The sequence below is a fragment of the Mesorhizobium sp. GW821-FHT07A06 genome (genome assembly GCF_059419085.1).
This window is the reverse complement of sequence record NZ_JBWKRC010000008.1, coordinates 1-18,755: the sequence shown is the minus strand read 5'-3', so window position 1 is coordinate 18,755 and position 18,755 is coordinate 1. Positions and strand designations below refer to the sequence as shown.

Below are 18,755 nucleotides of genomic sequence, written 5' to 3'. Positions count from 1 at the left end.
CGGCCGCCAAGATGCTGCACGATTCATCCTGCGCGAAGGGGGTGATGGAACAAGAAGCGCAGTCGCGCGTTCGATCCAATCGACATGTCGCTGGAGCCTGTTTTGGGCGAGGGAACGAGGTGCCGATAGTCACAACTCTGGAGGTTTTTGATGGAACGTCGGTTGTTTCTCACTGGAATGCTGGGCGTCGTCGGCGCGGTGGCGGTTGCGAGCGTAGCCGGGCCCGGCCGGGCTGTTGCCGGTATTCCCCAAGGCAACGGAATTCTCGACAAGCTGGATAAGCCGGATCCGGCTGTCTTCGAAGGCGGTGAAGAGGTCGAACTGGAACAGGTTTCCCATCGTCGCGGGCATTACCGCTATCGTCGCCGGCATGGCGGCAGGCGCCGCGGCTGGAGACGGGTGTGCCGCAGTTACTGGCGCCATGGTCGTCGCCACGTCCGTTGCTGGCGCGAGCGGGTATGGCTCTGGTAGCAATTGGATTCTCGCTGACGCAAGCCGGCCACCAACAGCGTGGCCGGTGTCGTCGGGATGCACAACCGTGCAGGGCCAATGTATGCGTTTGCAAATCGGTACCCAGGTACCGGTCAGCCGATCGTTACGGATCCACTCACGTATTTTAGCTTAATCTAACGCGTATTTTAGCTTAATCTAAGAATCGGTGGAACCAAATCAGCCGTTACCCGTTGGGGCGCTGTTTATCGGGAATTGTGACCATGCCAGACGGCCATCGAAAAGAATCGTATTCCGCAATTTTGATCACAGGTCCACAGGCCAGAGGCAATCCGCACGCATGAAGGGCGTGGCGATAGTGACCGAAGCCCGCAGCGGCTCCGAATGGCTCGGCAGTCTGGCAAACAGCACGGGAATATTGGGCCGGTCAGCCGAATGGCTCGATTCGGACACGTTGGGCGTCAGGCCGAAATCCTTCGACGAACTCCTGTCCGCCGTCATTGATCGTGGCGGGACCGAAAATGGCCGGTTTGCCGTCAAGCTGTTTCCACGCCACCTTCACTGGTCGCAAGCGAAATATGAAGCCGACTTCCTTGCCGAATGCATCCGGCGCCATGCCATGGGTGTGGTCTTTCTGGAGCGGCGGGACCGCCTTCGCCAAGCGATCTCCTATTGCCGGGCGAAGGCGTCGGGTCGCTGGAGAAGCACGATGGGCGGCGCGGATCGGGTTCCGCAATACGACTTCGCCGGAATCTGCCAGGCCTATTTCATGATCGGGCAGAGCTATGCTTTCTGGGAGGCTTATCTGCGCATGGCCGACCTGCCTTACGACCATTTGTTTTATGAAGATCTGCTGGACGACCCTCGTCCCTACGTCGCGTCGGTGGCCCGGCAGTTGTCGATTGAAGTGCCGAACTGCGAGTTCAGGACAAATCTGCGGTTGCAGCGGGACAGCTGCACCGAAGAGTGGGCCGAGCGGTTCCAGAGCGACGCCAAGTCCAAGGGCCTGCTGGCCCATCTCCCCAAGAAGGTGGCGCCGCGAAATATCAACAACCTTGCCCGATTCCTGCTCAAGAAGCAGATGCGCATCGGCCAGGCTTAGATGGGCCTGACCAATCCCGTACCGAACCGCCGGACCGGGCCGAGCACCCCAAGGCGCGTTTGAGATCGTCCGCGCGGCCTACTGGTCCGAAAACCTCACGCTCACCCCGCGCTGCCGAAAATAAGCCTGCATCAGTTTGCGGCCCGAGCGGTTGTTCTGCGCCAACTTGGTCGGATCGAACACAGCCTCTTTTATACCCTCTCGTGTCAGGGCTGCCTTAAGCGTCGCGATATGTGCGTCGATGTCGGCATTGTCCGCCCGCAGCGACGCATAGATAGTTTCAGTCGCCTCGGCCACGGTCGGTTCGCTCACAGGTGTCGTCCTTTGTTTGATTGGGCGGCGGCTCTAAAAAGTGTCGCCTTATCCGCCTGTTGTCTGGATGGTGCGCCGAAAGCTTGGAGCGGGTAGCGGGAATCGAACCCGCGCGTTCAGCTTGGGAAGCTGACAGGCTACCATTACATCATACCCGCGCGTGCCCTCGTTACCATGAGGTTCGGCCTTCGGGCAATCGCAAAGCGGCTCTCGAAACGCACTCTCCAGAAGTTCCCTCGGCGCGGGCCTGGGTTTTTATTTTGCCTTCGCGACCTTGTCGCCGGCGGCAAAGCTCGGCCAGTATTTCGAGATGGCGAGTATCGCGCCTGCCGAAGAGAAATGACCGTAGTCGAAGTAGAGAAATTGCCTGGTGCCGGCGTCTGCGTAGGAGCAGCCGGCCGCGTCGCACAGATAGGCCAGCGGGTCGATGAAAGTTGCCCCTTTGACGAAAGGCAGCACCTGCTTGTTGATGTCCGGATTCATGGCCATCGGCCAGGATGTGTTCGCCAGGTGCTCTCGCCGGGCGAAGAAGGCGATTTTCTGCACGTCGGCGATGAACTCCGGAGATTGCCCGATGACATAGACCTTGACGCCCATCCCGTTGAGCCGGTCGATGGTCTTCTGCAGGCCGTCGAAGCCCCTGGCCTGGTAGTCGGTCCATCGTCCACTCAGGATCACGGCCTGGATGTTGGCATCGCGGATGATCGACAGTGCCCGTTCGTTGAAGCGCGTGCAGGCCGGCCGGGCATAGGAGAAGTAGCTCAGGTTTGGCGGGCAGCCGGCATAGGTGTACTGGATGACATTGGCCTGGATTTTCTGCGCGTTGGCCTCCAGCCCCGATACGTAGTGAGCGGCGAAGGAATCGCCCCACAACAGCACATTGACTGGAAAGCCATGCGTTCGGGTGCAGTCGGCTAGGTTCCAGTTCTCGATCCGGCTCGCGCCCTCGTTGAAGCAGACGCCATTGCGCCAGTCACCCACCAGCACCCGCTCCGTCGAGAAGTCCGGGAACCGTTGCGGAAACCCCTTGCCGAGCGCACCGGCCAAGCCGCCGACGCACAAAAGGGCGATCGCTGTCGCCGAAAAGGCGAAGATGGGCAGCGGCGCCGTGAAGGTGCTTTTCCGGCGGAACGGCTGCTCGACATATTTCCAGGAGAACGTCGCCAGGGCGACGCTCGCCACGATCATTGCGAGGATCGTCGGCACGCCGATGGCTTTCAGCGAGAGATAGTGGACGAACGAATTGATCGGCCAGTGAACGAGATAGAGCGAATAGGAGATGAGGCCGACCCAGACCAGCGGAGCGAGCTGAAGCACGCGGGTGGCGACAGGGACGGGTCTGTCCGGGTGCATCTGGCCCGCATAGATCAGCAGCGCCGTCCCGATACAGGGATACAGGGCGTTGTAGCCCGGAAACGGGTCGCTCTCCGAAATCGTCAGGAAGCCGAATGTGAGCAGGCCAAAACCGGCGAGGCCGATCAGTTCCGTCACCGGGCGGCTGGCAAGTGCCGGCGGCTTTCTCAGCATCAGCATGGCGCCCAGCGCCAGTTCCCAGATACGCGTCGGCAGCAAGTAGAAGCCGGCGGTCGGCGCCAGCGTGGTTGCCATCACCGCCAGGGCGAAACTGCCGATGGCAATCGGCAGCAATATCGTCAGCCAGCGCTTCGCGGCGTATCGGTAGATCAGATACACAAGGACCGGCGCGAAGATATAATACTGCTCCTCGACCGAAAGCGACCATGTGTGCAGCAGGGGCCGCAGTTCCGCGTCAATGGAGAAATAGTTGGTCGTCTTCCAGAAATAGATGTTCGACCAGAAGGTCGAGGCCGCGATCACACTGAGGCTGTACTCGTGAAGGTCGGACGGCAGAAGGATGAACCAGGCGGCAATGCTTGCGAGCACGATGACGAAGGTCAGTGCCGGCAGGATGCGTCGTGCGCGGCGCCAGTAGAAGCGGCCGATCGAGAACTGGCCGCGCTCGAGATCGTCGAGCAGGCTGCCGCTGATCAGATAGCCCGATATCACGAAGAAGATGTCGACGCCGGTGAAGCCGCCGGGAATGGCGGAGACGCCGAAATGGAAGAGCACGACGGGAAGCACCGCAACGGCCCGCAGGCCATCGATATCGCGCCTGTAGTTCATTCGGCCGGTCCGTACGCCGTGGTTCGTGCGGCGGAACCTGACATGCTCCTCATGCTGCGATGTCCCCGTCGTACAAGAAAACGTGGCCCATGGTTTTATGGACTGTGCCCTGCAACATAAGTTTGCTGCACTGCAATATCCATGTCAAGCCGGATGCCGGGGTTTGGGCGCCGGCTGCACCGGCCCCTCGGGACGCTGCAAATCAGGTGCCGGGCAGGTAGATCACCGCATAATCGTCCGCATATGCCCGCTTCCACCCCAACTCCGCGAAGAAGGGGATGCGGGTGTCGTCGGCTGTAAGCAGCGCCCAGCCAATGGCGTATTTCTTCAGTTGGGCCTCGAGCAGCGGTTTTCCGTCGCTGCGTCCCGTTGCGTCGTCGGTTTTCGTGAAACCGCTCAGGAACAATTGGTCCGTCCTGCCGTCGATGTAAGTCTTGATGCCATGAAAGATCAGTGTGCCGCCGAAATTATAGGAATTCAGCACGTTGCCCGACAGGTGGTGATCCCCGGCGAATGCGAGGGCACCACTGGCGGATGTCTTCGGGCTCGGTGTCACCTGGTAGGCACTGCCGAGGATTGCGGCCGCCGCGACCAGAAAGACGGCCATGGCGCCGCAGACCGCGTAGAACCGGCTGGCGAAGAATTTTTCCAGCCCGTCACGCTTTTCCATCAGCCAGGTCGTGGTTGAGAGCGAAGGGTATTGCTGTGCGACCTCGACGGCGATCACCAAGGGAATCAGCAGGAAGGGCAGATATACAAATCGCAGATGGGTGAGATAGACATGCAAGGTGAAGATGACGAACAACGCCTTGGCCCAGCCGATCCGCAGCCTGGACACCAGAAGCCCGAAAAGCGCCAGCAGCATCACCGCTTCCTCGAAGATCTGCTCCTGGGCATTGAACGGCCGCCACTCCAGGATGAGTGGCACCGCCTCGTTGCCATAGGCCACGGTGAATGTCGCCAGGATGGCTTTCACGCCATAGGGGTGCATCAGGCTCACGACTGGGCAGAGTAGGCCGAAAGCCACCCATTTCGCCAGGAGAACGGGTTTCGACAAGCCCGAGCGCGTCAGCAGACCAAGCCCGGCAAAGGCGGCGATGACGAAGCTCAGGGTGAAGGTGGCGTGCAGGTTGGCCCACAAGACGACGAGTATGAGCAGCCACAGGGGCGGAGCCCTCTCTTCCCGCGCGGCGCGAAACAGCATTGCCGTCCAGACGACGATGATCGGCAAGGTGAAGACGTGGGGGCGTGCCGTATAGATCGGGGCGATCAGGAAAGCCACCACGAAGGTAAGCCCTATCGCCAGTATGGGCTTCAGCCATGTGCTGAGGAACCATCCCATCAGGAAGACCGTCAGACCGACGGTGGCGATGATCAGTGCGACGACGCCATTCCAGCCGCCCGCGCGGTAGGCAAGTGCCAGAAAGACCTGCCCCAGCCACTCCTTGGCGATCCAGGGCTGGCCGCCGAACGTATGGGAATAAGGGTCCACAAGCGGAAACGTCCGGTGTTCCAGGAAGTCCAGGCCAACTTTCACCTGCCACCAATTGTCGGGATCCTGCAGGATCGCGCTGGCAATGGCGCTAAGCACACAAGCAACCATGCAGGCGCACAGAAGGCAGAATATCAGCCTGATGCGTTGCGCGTCGCCCAGCGAAGGCGTTGCCATGGCGATTGCGGCGGCCTGGCTCATGTTGCGGCTCCGGGTGACGGCGTCGCCGTCACTACTGCTGCGGCCTGGTTCATGTCACGGCTCCGGGCCATCTCGTATTCGTTGCGGCGAAGGCGTCAGGATCATCCGCGCCGCCGGCGAAGACGAACCGGGCCGAGCCGAGATAGAAGATGACCGAATAGAGGCAGTTTCTCGCCAGGTGGACGAACGGGTTCTCGATGAAGCCGGCTGACATGGCGGCAATGACGATGCCCAGATTGGCGCCATAGGCAACGACGAAGGTCATCGCGTATCGGGCAACCGCGCCGGGGCAGCCTGCACGTCCGAACGTCCAGCGGCGATTGAGAAAGAAACCAAGGGTGAGGCCAGCGGTATAACCTGCCGCATTGGAAACGATATCGCCAAGGCCCAGCGCCAGCCCGGCCAGGATCAGCGTATATCCAAGCGCCGTGTTGAGAAGCCCGACAGCTCCAAAGCGCAGCACCCGCGAGACATCAGATGGAAGAGCCGACCGCATGCCGCCCACGCCGTTTCGGTTGCATCCTGTCGACCTTCGCCTCAGCCAGGCGCGACCCTTTCGCCATCTCCTGCAGGCGATGGATGGGCAGGTCGCTATCCTTGGTCGGCTGGTCGCGCGAAACGACCTCATTGACGAAGTACAGCGGCCGCCGCTTTGTCTCCATGTACATGCGGCCGAGATATTCGCCGAAGATGCCAAGCACCAGAAGCTGGACGCTGCCCATGATCAGCGTGATCGCGGCAAGGCTCGTCCAGCCGGGAACCACGTTACCCCTGGACCATTCGAACAGCGTATAGCCAAGCACGACCATGCCGAGCAGGCCGAACATCATTCCCAGCAGCGAGGCAAACCGCAAAGGCAGGATCGAAAAGCTGGTCATCGCGTCGACCGCAAGAAGTACCATCTTCTTCAGCGGGTAGTGGGTGGTGCCGGCAAAACGCCGGTGCCGCTCGTATGGAAAGGCGACCTGGTTCAGGCCGATCCAACTCACCATGCCGCGAATGAACCTGTAGCGTTCGGGCATCGCGTTCAGATGATCGAGCGCACGGCGGCTCATCAGCCGGAAGTCTCCGGAGTCCGAAGCGATCTCGACATCGACCATCCGGCCGAGCAATCGGTAGAACATCGAGGCCGAAGCCCGCTTGAACCAGCTTTCGCCGTCGCGCTTCACCCTTTGGCCGTAGACGACGTCGAAGCCTTCATCCATCTTGGCCATCATCGCGCTGAGCAGTTCGGGCGGATCCTGAAGGTCGGCGTCGAGAATGAGAATGCGCTCGCCGCGACAGAATTCCAGCCCGGCGCTGAGCGCGATCTGATGGCCGTAATTGCGGGCAAGGTCGATGGCGACGACATGGTCGTCCTTTTCGGCCAGTTCGAAAATGGCTTCGCGGGTGCCGTCGGTCGCGCCGTCGATGACGAGCACGATCTCGTAGGAAGCGTTTTGCTCAAGGCATGCGGCGCTGACGCGTCGGTGAAGCTCGGCCACGCCATCGCGTTCGTTATAGCATGGCACGACAACCGACAGCATGACCGCGCGGCGCGCGCCGATTTTTCCCGTTCCCACCAAAGCCTGGCTCCCGCTCTTGTAATGGCAATAGCGGCAATTGGTTAGAAAACAGATAAGTAAGGTGGATATGCAGGTTAACTCGGCGGCCAATATCCAGCAGCATCCAGCAGCGGTCAATCGGATTCCGCGGACAGAGCCCGCCGGCTTGATGGATTACCGGCAAGCACGTATCTCTGGGCGGTGCCCGTGAGTCTGGGCATCTCAATCGGGAGACGGCCTTGTCCGCACTGACGCGTTTTCTCGGCGACTCGCCGCTCAGGGTGATCCTGAAGCTGCTGGTGGTGTCGTTCCTCGTCGGCCTTGTCATGAATGCCTTCGGCTGGTCGCCGATGGATGTGTTCTACGGCATCCAGAAATTCTTCATTGACCTCTGGAACCTGGGCTTCCATGCCATCGACCGCTTCCTCGGCTACATCCTGCTCGGTGCCGCGATCGTCGTGCCGGCCTTCATCCTGCTAAGGATCGCCAACTATCGGAAGTGACTCTGGAGCAATTCCAGGAACAGTGTGAAACGGTTTTCCGTTCGGAATTGCATTAAGACAGACGGCTAGGCGTAACCCGAGGCGACCTCGAACAGCAGGGCATGCCGTGCGGCAAGTGCCGGCACGTCCGTGGAATAGCCGCCGCCGATGACGCCGCAGACCGGAATGCCTTGCGCGCGAAAATGGCCGATGACCATCTCGTCGCGAGCGCGCAGGCCGTCGTTGGAAAGCGCCAGCCTGCCGAGCCGGTCCTCGACATGGACGTCGACACCGGCATTGTAGAAAACGATGTCCCAGCGCAGTTGGGCCGAGAGCTCCGGCAGGATCGTGCCCAGCCTTTCGAGATAGGCGGTATCGCCCGTGCCGTCGGGCAGTGCAATGTCGAGATCGGAAGCGATCTTGCGCACGGGGTAGTTGCGCTCGCCATGCATGGAAAAGGTGAACACGCGTGGCTCGTTGCCCAGAATATCCGCGGTGCCGTCGCCCTGATGCACATCGAGGTCGACGACCAGGATGTTTTGTGCCGCACCCTCTGTGAGCAGCACCAGCGAGGCGACGGCGACGTCGTTGAAGGTGCAGAAGCCGGCACCTTGCGCGCGCCGCGCATGATGGCTGCCGCCGGCGGTGTTGCAGGCAATGCCGTGGCGCAAGGCAAGTCGCGCAGCCAACACCGTGCCGCCGGTGGCAAGCCGTGCGCGGAGCGAAACGCGGGGGCCGACCGGAAAACCGATCTCACGCTCGATTTTTTCCGGCACCGAACAGCCGATGACCTGATCGACATAGTCGGCCGCATGGGCAAGCTTCAGCCATGACGCTGGTGCGGGGGCCGCTGTGTTGAGCGCGTCGGGTCCGGCCAGGCCGCGTGCCCGCAAGGCCTCCATCAGGAGCGGATACTTGCTCATCGGGAAGCGATGGTTGGCAGCGAAGCCGGCGTCGTAGTCAGGATGGTGGACGATCTGCAGGGGCATGAACGGAATCCGGCGGGCTCGCGCCAGACCGGGATTTCGGTTGGCCATCGCGGGAAGAATGATTGCGCGGTGGTCGGAAAATGGGGCACATCGGCTCCTCGATCAAGCATCAATCAGCAAGGCAGCAATCCCTTGGACAAGGGTGCAATCCCAGCCGACGCCAGACCTTTTGTCGTCACCAACCGTTCCGTGCTCGCCATAGCGGTGCCGATGACGCTGGCCTATCTGACCACGCCAATGCTCGGCCTGGTCGACACGGCGGTTGTCGGGCAGTTCGGCGACGCGGCCCTTCTCGGCGGCCTGGCCGCGGGATCTCTGGTGTTCAGTGTCGTCTTCACCACCTTCAATTTCCTGCGCTCCGGCACCACCGGTCTCGTCGCCCAGGCTTTCGGGCGCGGCGACGCGCTGGAGGAACAGGCGGTGTTTTGGCGCGCCGTGCTGATCGCGGTCGTCGCCGGCATCGTGCTGGCAGCGCTTTCACCGCTGATCGCGGTCGGTGGGCAGTGGTTCATGGGCGCCGAGCCGCGCGTCAGCGAGGCGATGGGCGTCTACATCAGGATCAGGTTGCTTGCCGCACCCTTCTCGCTGATCAACTATGCGATCCTTGGTTATGTGCTGGGGCGCGGCGAGGGGGGGCTCGGCCTTGTGCTGCAGCTGGTGCTCAATGGCATCAACATCGCGCTTTGCTTCCTGCTTGGCCTGAAGCTCGGCTGGGGCGTTGCCGGCGTCGCCTGGGCGACCGTCACCGGCGAATTCCTGGCCATGCTGCTGGGTCTCGCCATCGTGGTGCTCCGCTTCCGCTCGACCCCGTCCCTGCCGCGCCATCGTCTGCTCGACATGAGCGCCTTCCGGATCATGCTGTCGCTCAACCGCGACATCATGATCCGGTCGTTCTCGCTGCTCGCCGCCTTCGCGCTGTTCACGCGTCAAGGTGCGCAGTTCGGCACGGTGACGCTGGCCGCCAACGCGGTCTTGATGAACTTCTTCCTCGTCGCCGGTTATTTCCTCGACGGTTTTGCCACCGCCGCCGAACAGCTCGCGGGCCGTGCCGTCGGCGCACGTGCAGAGCAGCCCTTCCGGCGGGCGGTGCGTCTGACCTTGTTCTGGGGTTTCGGGCTTGCCGGCGCCGCGACGCTGGTGCTGCTCTCGGCTGGTGCCAATCTGGTCGCCGTCGTCACGACATCGCAGGAGGTCCGCTCGGTAGCCGACATCTATTTGCCCTGGGCGGCATTCACCGCGCTGAGCGGCGTTCTGGCGTTCCAGATGGATGGCGTCTTCATCGGCGCGACATGGTCGCGCGACATGCGCAACATGATGCTGCTGTCATTTCTCGTCTTTACCGTCGCGCTGCTGACGCTCGCGCCTGCCTTCGGCAATCATGGCCTGTGGGCGGCACTTCACGTCTTCCTGCTGACGCGTGGCTTCAGCCTGCTGGCGATTCTGCGGCTGCGGCTGCGGACGGCGTTCAGCTGAGCGGCTTTGACGCCCACCGATCGAGATGGCTGTCGCGCAACGCGCGGATGGAGTTCAGGCTCTCCGTCTCGCAAAAGCGCGCCATGCCGGCGACGATACGGCCCGGCAGTGCCGGCCCTGCATAGATCATGCTGGTGTAGAGCTGGACGAGATCGGCGCCCGCGCGGATCTTTTCCAGCGCCGCATCCGTGCTATCGACGCCGCCGACGCCGATGATGGCGATATCCGACCCGAGCAGTTTGCGCATCCTGGCCATTACGATGGTCGAGCGTTCGAACAGCGGCTTGCCGGAAAGTCCGCCTGTTTCGCTTGTCGTGCCGATGCTGCGCAGCGGCGGCCGCGAAATCGTGGTGTTGGAGACGATGACGCCGTCGATTTTCTTCTCGGTGACCTCGGCGGCGATGTCTTCCAACTCGGCCTCGACCAGATCCGGCGCGATCTTCAGGAAGACCGGCGGCTGCGCGGACGCCATGGCGCGTGCGGCCATGACCCGCGACAGAAGCTCGCCGAGCTGTTCGCGCGCCTGCATGTTGCGCAGGCCCGGGGTGTTGGGCGAGGAGATGTTGACCGTCAGATAGCTGGCATAGGGGGCGAAGCGGACGACGCCGCGCTCATAGTCACTGATGCGGTCGGTGCTGTCCTTGTTGGCGCCGATGTTGACGCCGACAATGCCGGAATGCCCCTTGCGGGCGGCAAGGTGTCTTTCGGCCGCCGCATGGCCCTCATTGTTGAAGCCCAGCCGGTTGATCACCGCTTCATCCGCCGTCAGCCGGAAGATGCGCGGCTTCGGGTTGCCGGCCTGCGGCAGCGGCGTGACCGTGCCGACCTCGGCAAAGCCGAAGCCGAGGCCAAGCAGCGCGTCAGGCACCTCGGCGTTCTTGTCATAGCCGGCCGCCATGCCGAGCGGGTTGGGGAAATCGAGGCCGCAAAGGCTGACCTTCAACCTGGTATCGTGCGCCGTCCGCGCGCCGACCGGCAGCCCGCAGCGCAGCGCCGCGATCGACAGGCCGTGCGCGGTTTCCGGATCGAAGGTGAACAGCAGCCTCTGGCCGAGCCGGTCGAGCACGCTCATTCGGCCTCCAGCGCCGGGAAGAGGTGGGTACCGTCGGGACCAAGCGGCAGCGGTCGCACCCACTTGACGGCTTTCAGCTCCAACACGCCGTAAAGATGCGGAAACAGCGCACCGCCGCGCGACACCTCATATTTCAGGGCAGGCCCCAGGCCGGCGCCGTCGATGGCGACGAGCAGAAGGTCCGACTGGCCGGAAAAATGCTTTGCCGCCGTTTCCCGGACCTGCGCCGCCGTCGAGAAATGGATGAAGCCGTCGGTGAGATCGATCGGCGCCCCGGTAAAGCGGCCATTGGCTTCGGCCTCGCGCCAAAGCGCTTGCGGGGTTATCTTGTAGATAAACTGAGACATGGTTGCGCTATAATCCGAACCAGTCGTGCGGGGAAGGCCACGCCAAGGGTCTTCCCCATTTCCGGCGCAAACATGCGATATTTCAGGCCTTGGCCATGGAGGACAACATGCGTCTGCATCACATTTTGATCCCCGCCGCACTCGGTTCACTGATCGCGGTATCAGCCTATTCGGAAGAAACCGATCGCTACCGGCTGGAAAAATCCGGCAACGGCTATGTCCGCATGGACACCCAGACCGGCGCGATGTCGCTCTGCGAGGAGCGCTCGGGCCAGCTCGTCTGCAAGATGGCGGCCGATGAACGCGCCGCCTTCCAGGATGAGGTCGACCGCCTGCAGACCTCGATGAAGGCAATGGATGAGCGCGTCACCAAGCTGGAGAATTCGCTCTCCGCCCGTCTCGAATCGAAGCTCCCGAGCGAGGAGGATTTCAACAAGACGATGAGCTACATGGAGCGCTTCCTGAAAGGCTTCATGGGCATCGTCAAGGATATGGACAAGGACAGCGGCGACGGCGCCCAGCTCAACTCGCAGAAAACCTGAGCATCCAAACCAGGAAAATGGGACGTGCCGGCTTTGCCGCTTGAAAACAGCGCGCGGCCCCTCATAATCGTCCGACTGGTCCCGAAAAGCTAAAAATCATCGACGGGATTCGGGGAGGAACATTTGCCGTCAGGCTATTCTTTCGTCATCGCCGACGATCACCCGCTGTTTCGCGGCGCGCTGCGTGAGGCACTTGCCGGCATCGGCAATGTCGCCGCCATCCACGAGGCCGGCGATTTCGAAAGTGCCAAGGCGCTGGTCGTGGCCAATGAGGATGTCGACCTTGTGCTGCTCGACCTGTCGATGCCGGGCGCCAGCGGCCTTTCCGGCCTGATCTCGCTGCGCGGTATCCATCCGGCGGTGCCGCTGATCGTTGTCTCTGCGCATGACGATCCGGCGACCATAAGGCGTGCGCTCGATCTTGGCGCCTCCGGGTTCATCTCCAAATCGGCGAGCATGGAAGAGATCCGCAACGCCGTGCAGTCGGTGCTGGCCGGCGACATAGCGGCTCCGGTTGGCGTCGATCTCGGCGTCGAGCGCGACCCCGAAATATCGGACCTGATCAAAAGATTGCAGGCGCTGACCCCGCAGCAGACCCGCGTGCTCGGCATGCTGGCCGAGGGCCTGCTCAACAAGCAGATCGCCTACGAACTCGGCGTCTCCGAGGCGACGGTCAAGGCGCATGTCTCTGCCATCCTGCAGAAGCTCGGCGTCGACAGCCGCACCCAGGCGGTTATCTTGCTGTCCAAGATCGGCAGCGATCCGTTGCAGCCGGCGCACTGAGTGACGGCGTGGCAACGGATTCAGGCGATGCGCTCCAGGTTATTGTTCAGCCTTGTCTGTCACCCTTGCTTGGCTATCGCCTGTGCGATCGCGCGCCCAGATCGCAACGGCCGCGGCGCTGCCGTCCGGCGCTCCGACTGCCCGCTCGCCGAGATAGCTCGCCCTGCCAAGACGCGGCGACATCGAGGCGGTGGCGTCGGCCCCGCCTGCCGCGGCGAAAGGTCTTGCTCCGCTGGCAATCCAGACCGCGAACGATATCTCGAAGGCCCTGGCATAGTGCTTACCAGGCGGTGCGTATGAGTAAGACCTGATCTTACTCGGCCGACGCCATCGGCCTGACCCTGGCCATCATCGAGCGCAGCACCGCCGGTTTCAGCGGCTTGTTGATCATCGGAACGTCGAGTTCGCTGGCCGCCGCGCGCACCTCGTTGGAACGGTCGGCGGTCACCAGTATACACGCAAGATCCTGGCCGCAGGTCGCGCGCAGGGTCCTGATCACGTCGAGCCCGGTGACGCCGTCGAGATGATAGTCGGCAAGCACGATGTCGGGCCTGCGCGCGCCAGGCCGCGGGAGCTCTCCTGATCCGGAAGCGGTGTCGACGGTGCACCCCCAGCCTTCGAGCAGAAGACGCATGCCGTCGAGGATGCGCGCGTCATTGTCGATGCAAAGTACTGTCAGCCCAGCAAGCGAGGAAGCGGCATGGGCTGGTGCTTTCTCGATCTCGCGCCGCGGCGCCGCCACAGCCGCCACCGGCAGTATGACCGAGAAACGCGTGCCCTTGCCCGGATTGGAGAAAATACGGATTTCCAGGCGCAGCACCCGGGCGATGCGGTCGACGATGGAGAGGCCGAGACCGAGGCCTTCGGCCTCGCGCGCGCCTTCGTCCAGCCGGGTGAACTCATGGAAGACCGTGTTCAGCTTGTCGCCGGCAATGCCGATACCGGTGTCGATCACCTGGATCTCCGCCAGTTCGCCGCGTCGCCGCACGCCGACCAGGATGCGGCCCTGGCGCGTATATTTGATGGCATTGGAGACAAGGTTCTGGATCAGGCGGCGCAACAGATTGCGGTCGGTCACCACCGTCAGCGAAGACGGCATGATCGTCAGGCCGAGCTTTTTCTCCGCAGCCATCGGTCGAAAATCATTGCCGATCTGTCGCAGCAATCCGTCGAGGTTGAAGGCGGTATCGTCCGGCTTCATCGCGCCGGCATCGAGGCGGGAGATGTCGAGCACGGCGCCGAGAATCGTCTCGACCGATTCCAGCGAGGATTCGATGTTGACCGCAGCCTTGCCGGCCGGACCCTTGCCGGCTTTCTCGATCAGCGAGGAGCAATAGAGCCGGGCAGCGTTCAACGGCTGCAGGATGTCATGGCCGGCGGCGGCGAGGAAGCGCGTCTTGCCCAGATTGGCCTCCTCTGCCAGCATTTGCGCCTGCGCCAGTTCCTCGTTGACCCGGGTCAGCTCGATGGTGCGGGTCTTGACGCGCTGCTCCAGCGATTCATTGGCGCGCTTCAGCGCCAGATCCTGCTCGACGCGGCCGGAAATGTCGGCATAGGTGGCGACGATACCGCCGTCCGGCATCGGGTTGGAGCGCAGTTCGAGAATGCGGCCGCTGGTCTTCAGCTCCATCTGCCAGGGGCTGACGAAACTGGTCAGACGGTTGAGCGTCATCACGCGCTGGTCGGCGGGGATGTCGCCTCGCTCGGCGAGGTGGCGCAAGATCTGGTCGAGCGAGACGCCGACCTGGCCCATTTCGTCAGGCAGATCGAACAGCGCCCGGTACTGGCGGTTCCAGCAGATCAGGCGAAAGTCCTTGTCGAAGACAGTGATGCCTTGCTCCATCTGGTCGAGCGCGATCTGCAGCAGGTCGCGGTTGTGCTGCAGCGCCTCGGTGGCGTCGTCGAGCAGGCGGAAAGCATCCCGGGACTCGCGGTCATGCCGCCTGAACAGCAGCGACAGGATCAGCCGCGCCGAGGAGGAGCCGACGGCGCTGGCCAAAAGCTGCTCGGAGAAGCGGATGACGTCCATGCTCGCCTGCTCCTTGCCGTGCAGCGAGGTGCCGTTGGTCCTCTCGAACGACTGGAAAGAGCGCTCGGTGCGCTCGACGCCGAGATAGCGGCCGATCGTGTCCTTGAGGTCATTGACGGTGATGGCGGTGCGGAAGCGGCGCAGGCTCGGCATCGGGCCGGCGTCGCGCGGCACGAAGATCGATGCCTGGATGCGCTCCAGCGGCACCGACGCGCGCGACAGCGAGCCGAGCACGAAGAACACCGCGTTGATCGACAGGCTCCACAGCACGCCGTGGTTCAGCGGCTCGGCCACCGTACCGAACAGGGCTTGCGGGCGCAGTGCCTCGAAGCCGAACAGCCCATGCACGACGATGTCGGTGTCGGGAGCGACAAGCGAGGGCAAGAGCAGCGTATAGCTCCAGACAAGGATGCCGGCGACCATGCCGAGCGCGGCACCCCTGCCGTTGGCGCCGCGCCAGATCAGCCCGCCGATCAGCGCCGGCGCGAATTGCGCGATGGCCGCGAACGACATCAGGCCGATCGACGACAGCCGCGCGCTGTTGGTGCTCTCGCGATAGTAGAGGAAGGCGATGAACAGAAGGATGAAGATCGCTCCGCGCCGCACGTTGAGGATGAGCGTCGACCAGTCTTCGGTCTCCAAGGTCGAGGTCTTGAGCAGGCGGCGCACGAACAGCGGAATGACGAGGTCATTGGAGATCATGATCGACAGCGCCACGCTTTCGACGATCACCATGGCCGTTGCCGCGGACAACCCACCGATGAAGGCCGCCATGGCCAGCAGGTCGTGGCCGCTGAACAGCGGCAGCGACAGCACGTAGAGATCGCTGCTGGTGCCGGTGCCGACCAGCGACAGGCCGGCAAACGCGATCGGCAGCACGAATAGGTTGATCGCCACGAGATAGAGCGGAAACACCCAGGTCGCTGTGCGCAGCTCGGCCTCGCCGCGGTTCTCGACGATGGTGACGTAGAATTGCCGCGGCAGCATGATGATGGCACAGCCGCTGAGGCCCGTCAGCACCAGCCAGGTGGCAAGCGAGGTGTTGTAGCCCATCGCCTGCCGCACCTGCCCGTTTTGCGCCAGCTTGGCGAACATGTCGCCCGGGCCGCCGAAGATCAGGAAGGTGACCATCAGGCCGATCGCCAGGAAGGCGGCGAGCTTGACCACGGTTTCGACCGCCACCGCCAGCACCAGCCCGTCCTGATGTTCGGTGGCGTCGGCGTGGCGGGTGCCGAACAGCACGGCAAACAGCGCCAGAAGCATCGCCACGACCAGCGAGATGTCGCTGACGAACGGATCGAAGGAGGGTGGCGATCCCGTATAGTGCTCGACCATCAGGCTGACCGAGCCGGAAATCGCCTTCAATTGAAGCGCGATATAGGGTACCGCGCCGATGGTGGCGATCAGCGTGGCGATCGCCGCGACGGTGAAGCTCTTGCCGTAGCGCGCGCCGAGGAAGTCCGCGATCGAAGTGATCTTCTCGGTCTTGGCCAGCCGTACGATGCGGTTGAGCAGGGGAAAGCCGAACACGAACACCAGCACCGGACCGGTGTAGATGCCGAGGAATTCGAGGCCGCGTTCGGACGAGAGGCCGACGGAGCCGAAAAAGGTCCACGAGGTGCAGTAGATCGCCAGGCTGAGCGCGTAGATGAGCGGCCTTGCCCGGCCCGGCCCTGAAATGGCCGAGCGACGATCGCCCAGGCTGGCGATGGCGAACAGCAGCGTCACATAGGCGATCGCGATGATGACGATGAACAAGCCCTGCACGCCTGGAATTTCCTCCTTCGCCGCCTTTTTTATCCGGCTTGTCCGAACGCAATCACAGCTTGGGCCCCAAGTCCATCGCGGCTTTGGGCGCATGAAGGGCGCGACTTCCGGAGGTTGACGTGAGGGAAGGAGAAAGCGGTTGCTTTCTCCCTTTTACCCATGTTGCAACTTCAGGTTTTTGTTATTGTGCCCACGGTCGATGCCGAAGGACGGAACGGCAGCGCGACCGGTCATGACAAGGAGGGTCGAAATGCTGAAAGAATTCCAGGAATTCATTTCCAAGGGTAACGTGATGGACTTGGCCGTCGGTGTCATCATCGGCGGCGCTTTCAGCACGATCGTCACTTCGCTGGTCAACGACATCATCATGCCGATCGTCGGCGCGATTTTCGGTGGTCTGGACTTCAACAACTATTTCTTCGGCCTTTCCTCGGCCGTCAACGCCACCTCGCTTGCGGACGCCAAAAAGCAAGGTGCTGTTTTTGCATATGGCAGTTTCATCACCGTGGTGCTGAACTTCATCATCCTCGCCTTCATCATCTTCCTGATGGTCAAGGCGGTGAACAATCTGCGCCGTCGGCTTGAGGCCGAGAAGCCCGCGCCAGCCGCCGCGCCGCCCCCCGCCGATGTCGCCCTGCTGACCGAGATCCGCGATCTGCTCGCCAGGAAATAACTCGGCCTGCCATTGCTGGACCAAAACCCCGGTCGCTCGCGGCCGGGGTTTTCTGTTTTCGCATCTGGTAAGGAGCGCTGACCAACGCTTGAGACCGGAACAGACCCGCCATGACCTTGATCGACAGCTTGCGCGCCGAAGCCCGCGCGGCACCTGAAAGCGGCATTGTTGCCGTCGTCAACTACGGCCGCCTGCGCGAGGGGTTGATCCCGCTTTGGGCGGGTGAGGGCGACCTGCCGACGCCGGCCTTCATTTCCGACGCCGCTGCTCGGGGATTGTCCAATGGTGAGACCTTCTACACCTGGCAGAAAGGTATTCCTGACCTCAGGCAGGCGCTCGCCCGCTATTATGCCAGGCATTTCGCCAGGACGTTCCCCGAGGAGCAGTTCATCGTCACCGGCTCCGGCATGCATGCCATCCAGCTGGCGCTCGACGCGCTGGCCGGAGCCGGCGACGAGGTTATCTATCTGTCGCCGGCCTGGCCGAATTTCGATGCCGCAGCGGCGATATCGGGAGCCGTTCCGGTGCCGGTCACGCTCGACAACTCCGGCAATGGCTGGTCCTGCGACGTCGAGAAGATAGCGGCGGCGATCACGCCGCGCACCAGGGCGCTGTTCATCAACACGCCCTCGAACCCAACCGGCTGGACCGCCGATCGCGAGACCTTGCAGGCGATTCTCGATCTTGCGCGGGCGAAGAACCTCTGGATCATCGCCGACGAGATCTATTCGCTGTTCCACTATGGCCATGGCCGTGCGCCGTCCTTCCTCGACATCGCGACGGCGGAGGACCGCATCCTGTTCGTCAACTCCTTTTCCAAGAACTGGGCCATGACCGGCTGGCGTGTCGGTTGGATCAAGACGCATCCGAGCCTGCAGCAGGTGTTCGAGAACCTGATCCAGTATTCGAACTCGGGTGTTGCCCAATTCATGCAGCGCGGTGCGATCGCCGCGCTCGACGAGGGCGATGGCTTCGTCGCCGAACAGGTGGAGCGGGCGAGGAAGGCACGCGACCTGGTCTGCGGCATTCTCGGAGCCACCGGCCGGGCCCGGTTCACCGTGCCGCAGGGCGCTTTCTATCTGTTCTTCGCCGTCGACGGCATCACCGATTCGCGCGCGGCCGCTTTCGAGATCGTCGACAAGGCCAATGTCGGCCTGGCGCCGGGCACGGCCTTTGGTCCCGGCGGCGAGGCCTTCCTCAGACTGTGCTTCCACCGCCGCCTCGATCAGATCGAGGAAGCGGCGCACCGGCTGGCGAAGTGGATGAAGAGCGTTTGAGCCGAAGGCGGCTTTAGCCGCCCGGGATCAGCCGCCCGATTTTCAGCCGCCCGACTTGGGGACCAGGAGCGGAATGAT

At 62.7% G+C, this 18,755-nt stretch carries 18 protein-coding genes, 1 tRNA gene and 1 pseudogene; 7 read left to right on the top strand and 13 right to left on the bottom strand.

The window, feature by feature from the left end; all coding sequences use genetic code 11:
- Nucleotides 1–129 precede the first annotated feature (129 nt).
- Nucleotides 130–351, bottom strand: a complete 222-nt coding sequence (locus AC07SZ_RS23615) for a hypothetical protein (RefSeq protein ID WP_056570084.1) — start codon at nt 349–351, stop codon at nt 130–132.
- A 526-nt stretch (nt 352–877) separates the two neighbouring features.
- A complete protein-coding gene (locus AC07SZ_RS23610; RefSeq protein ID WP_494916296.1) occupies nt 878–1,111 on the bottom strand; it encodes a hypothetical protein in 234 nt (77 codons plus the stop codon).
- On the opposite strand from AC07SZ_RS23610, the gene AC07SZ_RS23605 reads away from it, so the two are divergent.
- Entirely contained in the window at nt 1,070–1,552 is a 483-nt protein-coding gene (locus AC07SZ_RS23605) for a Stf0 family sulfotransferase (RefSeq protein WP_494916107.1), read from the top strand. The two genes, AC07SZ_RS23610 and AC07SZ_RS23605, sit on opposite strands and share 42 nt — an antisense overlap.
- Nucleotides 1,553–1,630: 78 nt before the next feature.
- Here the strand turns inward: AC07SZ_RS23605 and AC07SZ_RS23600 are convergent, their stop codons facing one another.
- The 6 genes from AC07SZ_RS23600 to AC07SZ_RS23575 form a co-directional block, all read right to left on the bottom strand.
- Nucleotides 1,631–1,864, bottom strand: a complete 234-nt coding sequence (locus tag AC07SZ_RS23600; protein WP_056570088.1) for a hypothetical protein — start codon at nt 1,862–1,864, stop codon at nt 1,631–1,633.
- Nucleotides 1,865–1,948: 84 nt separating this feature from the next.
- Nucleotides 1,949–2,022 (bottom strand) — tRNA-Gly (locus AC07SZ_RS23595).
- Nucleotides 2,023–2,119: 97 nt separating this feature from the next.
- Complete coding sequence (locus tag AC07SZ_RS23590) at nt 2,120–4,006, bottom strand: acyltransferase family protein (protein WP_056570234.1); 1,887 nt, start codon at nt 4,004–4,006, stop codon at nt 2,120–2,122.
- A 202-nt stretch (nt 4,007–4,208) separates the two neighbouring features.
- Nucleotides 4,209–5,699 carry a hypothetical protein gene (locus tag AC07SZ_RS23585; protein ID WP_056570236.1) on the bottom strand — a complete coding sequence of 497 codons (1,491 nt, stop codon included), beginning with the start codon at nt 5,697–5,699 and terminating at the stop codon, nt 4,209–4,211.
- 49 nt (nt 5,700–5,748) lie between these two features.
- Nucleotides 5,749–6,195 (bottom strand): GtrA family protein, encoded by a 447-nt coding sequence (locus tag AC07SZ_RS23580; RefSeq protein ID WP_494916104.1) that lies wholly within the window; start codon nt 6,193–6,195, stop codon nt 5,749–5,751.
- The gene (locus AC07SZ_RS23575) at nt 6,173–7,261 is read right to left on the bottom strand and encodes a glycosyltransferase family 2 protein (RefSeq protein ID WP_494916103.1); all 1,089 of its coding nucleotides are present in this window, start codon (nt 7,259–7,261) and stop codon (nt 6,173–6,175) included. Before AC07SZ_RS23575 ends, AC07SZ_RS23580 begins: the two co-directional genes overlap by 23 nt.
- A gap of 221 nt (nt 7,262–7,482) precedes the next feature.
- On the opposite strand from AC07SZ_RS23575, the gene AC07SZ_RS23570 reads away from it, so the two are divergent.
- Nucleotides 7,483–7,746, top strand: coding sequence for a DUF6460 domain-containing protein (locus AC07SZ_RS23570; RefSeq protein ID WP_027047739.1), 264 nt, complete (start codon nt 7,483–7,485; stop codon nt 7,744–7,746).
- 65 nt (nt 7,747–7,811) lie between these two features.
- On the opposite strand, the gene AC07SZ_RS23565 is transcribed toward AC07SZ_RS23570, so the two are convergent.
- On the bottom strand, nt 7,812–8,714 hold the full coding sequence (locus AC07SZ_RS23565) for a histone deacetylase family protein (protein WP_494916101.1): 903 nt from the start codon (nt 8,712–8,714) through the stop codon (nt 7,812–7,814).
- A gap of 132 nt (nt 8,715–8,846) precedes the next feature.
- Here AC07SZ_RS23565 and AC07SZ_RS23560 point away from each other — a divergent pair, with 132 nt between their 5' ends.
- Nucleotides 8,847–10,187, top strand: coding sequence for an MATE family efflux transporter (locus tag AC07SZ_RS23560; protein ID WP_172374910.1), 1,341 nt, complete (start codon nt 8,847–8,849; stop codon nt 10,185–10,187).
- On the opposite strand, the gene AC07SZ_RS23555 is transcribed toward AC07SZ_RS23560, so the two are convergent.
- On the bottom strand, nt 10,180–11,259 hold the full coding sequence (locus AC07SZ_RS23555; protein WP_494916099.1) for a quinone-dependent dihydroorotate dehydrogenase: 1,080 nt from the start codon (nt 11,257–11,259) through the stop codon (nt 10,180–10,182). The two genes, AC07SZ_RS23560 and AC07SZ_RS23555, sit on opposite strands and share 8 nt — an antisense overlap.
- Nucleotides 11,256–11,606, bottom strand: coding sequence for a DUF952 domain-containing protein (locus AC07SZ_RS23550; RefSeq protein WP_056570244.1), 351 nt, complete (start codon nt 11,604–11,606; stop codon nt 11,256–11,258). Before AC07SZ_RS23550 ends, AC07SZ_RS23555 begins: the two co-directional genes overlap by 4 nt.
- Before the next feature lie 107 nt (nt 11,607–11,713).
- Here AC07SZ_RS23550 and AC07SZ_RS23545 point away from each other — a divergent pair, with 107 nt between their 5' ends.
- Both AC07SZ_RS23545 and AC07SZ_RS23540 read left to right on the top strand, forming a co-directional pair.
- On the top strand, nt 11,714–12,148 hold the full coding sequence (locus AC07SZ_RS23545; RefSeq protein WP_494916097.1) for a hypothetical protein: 435 nt from the start codon (nt 11,714–11,716) through the stop codon (nt 12,146–12,148).
- Nucleotides 12,149–12,271: 123 nt separating this feature from the next.
- Nucleotides 12,272–12,931, top strand: a complete 660-nt coding sequence (locus AC07SZ_RS23540) for a response regulator transcription factor (RefSeq protein ID WP_056570246.1) — start codon at nt 12,272–12,274, stop codon at nt 12,929–12,931.
- A gap of 39 nt (nt 12,932–12,970) precedes the next feature.
- On the opposite strand, the pseudogene AC07SZ_RS23535 reads toward AC07SZ_RS23540, so the two are convergent.
- Both AC07SZ_RS23535 and AC07SZ_RS23530 read right to left on the bottom strand, forming a co-directional pair.
- Nucleotides 12,971–13,147, bottom strand: a pseudogene (locus AC07SZ_RS23535) (DAK2 domain-containing protein); the annotation flags it as partial.
- A 97-nt stretch (nt 13,148–13,244) separates the two neighbouring features.
- Nucleotides 13,245–16,727 (bottom strand): PAS domain-containing hybrid sensor histidine kinase/response regulator, encoded by a 3,483-nt coding sequence (locus AC07SZ_RS23530; protein ID WP_056570248.1) that lies wholly within the window; start codon nt 16,725–16,727, stop codon nt 13,245–13,247.
- Nucleotides 16,728–16,977: 250 nt separating this feature from the next.
- Between AC07SZ_RS23530 and mscL the strand changes: the two genes are divergently transcribed.
- Together mscL and AC07SZ_RS23520 are read left to right on the top strand one after the other, a co-directional pair.
- Nucleotides 16,978–17,400 carry a large conductance mechanosensitive channel protein MscL gene (gene mscL, locus AC07SZ_RS23525; protein WP_056570493.1) on the top strand — a complete coding sequence of 141 codons (423 nt, stop codon included), beginning with the start codon at nt 16,978–16,980 and terminating at the stop codon, nt 17,398–17,400.
- Between the two features lie 110 nt (nt 17,401–17,510).
- Complete coding sequence (locus tag AC07SZ_RS23520; RefSeq protein WP_172374904.1) at nt 17,511–18,677, top strand: pyridoxal phosphate-dependent aminotransferase; 1,167 nt, start codon at nt 17,511–17,513, stop codon at nt 18,675–18,677.
- Nucleotides 18,678–18,755 lie beyond the last annotated feature (78 nt).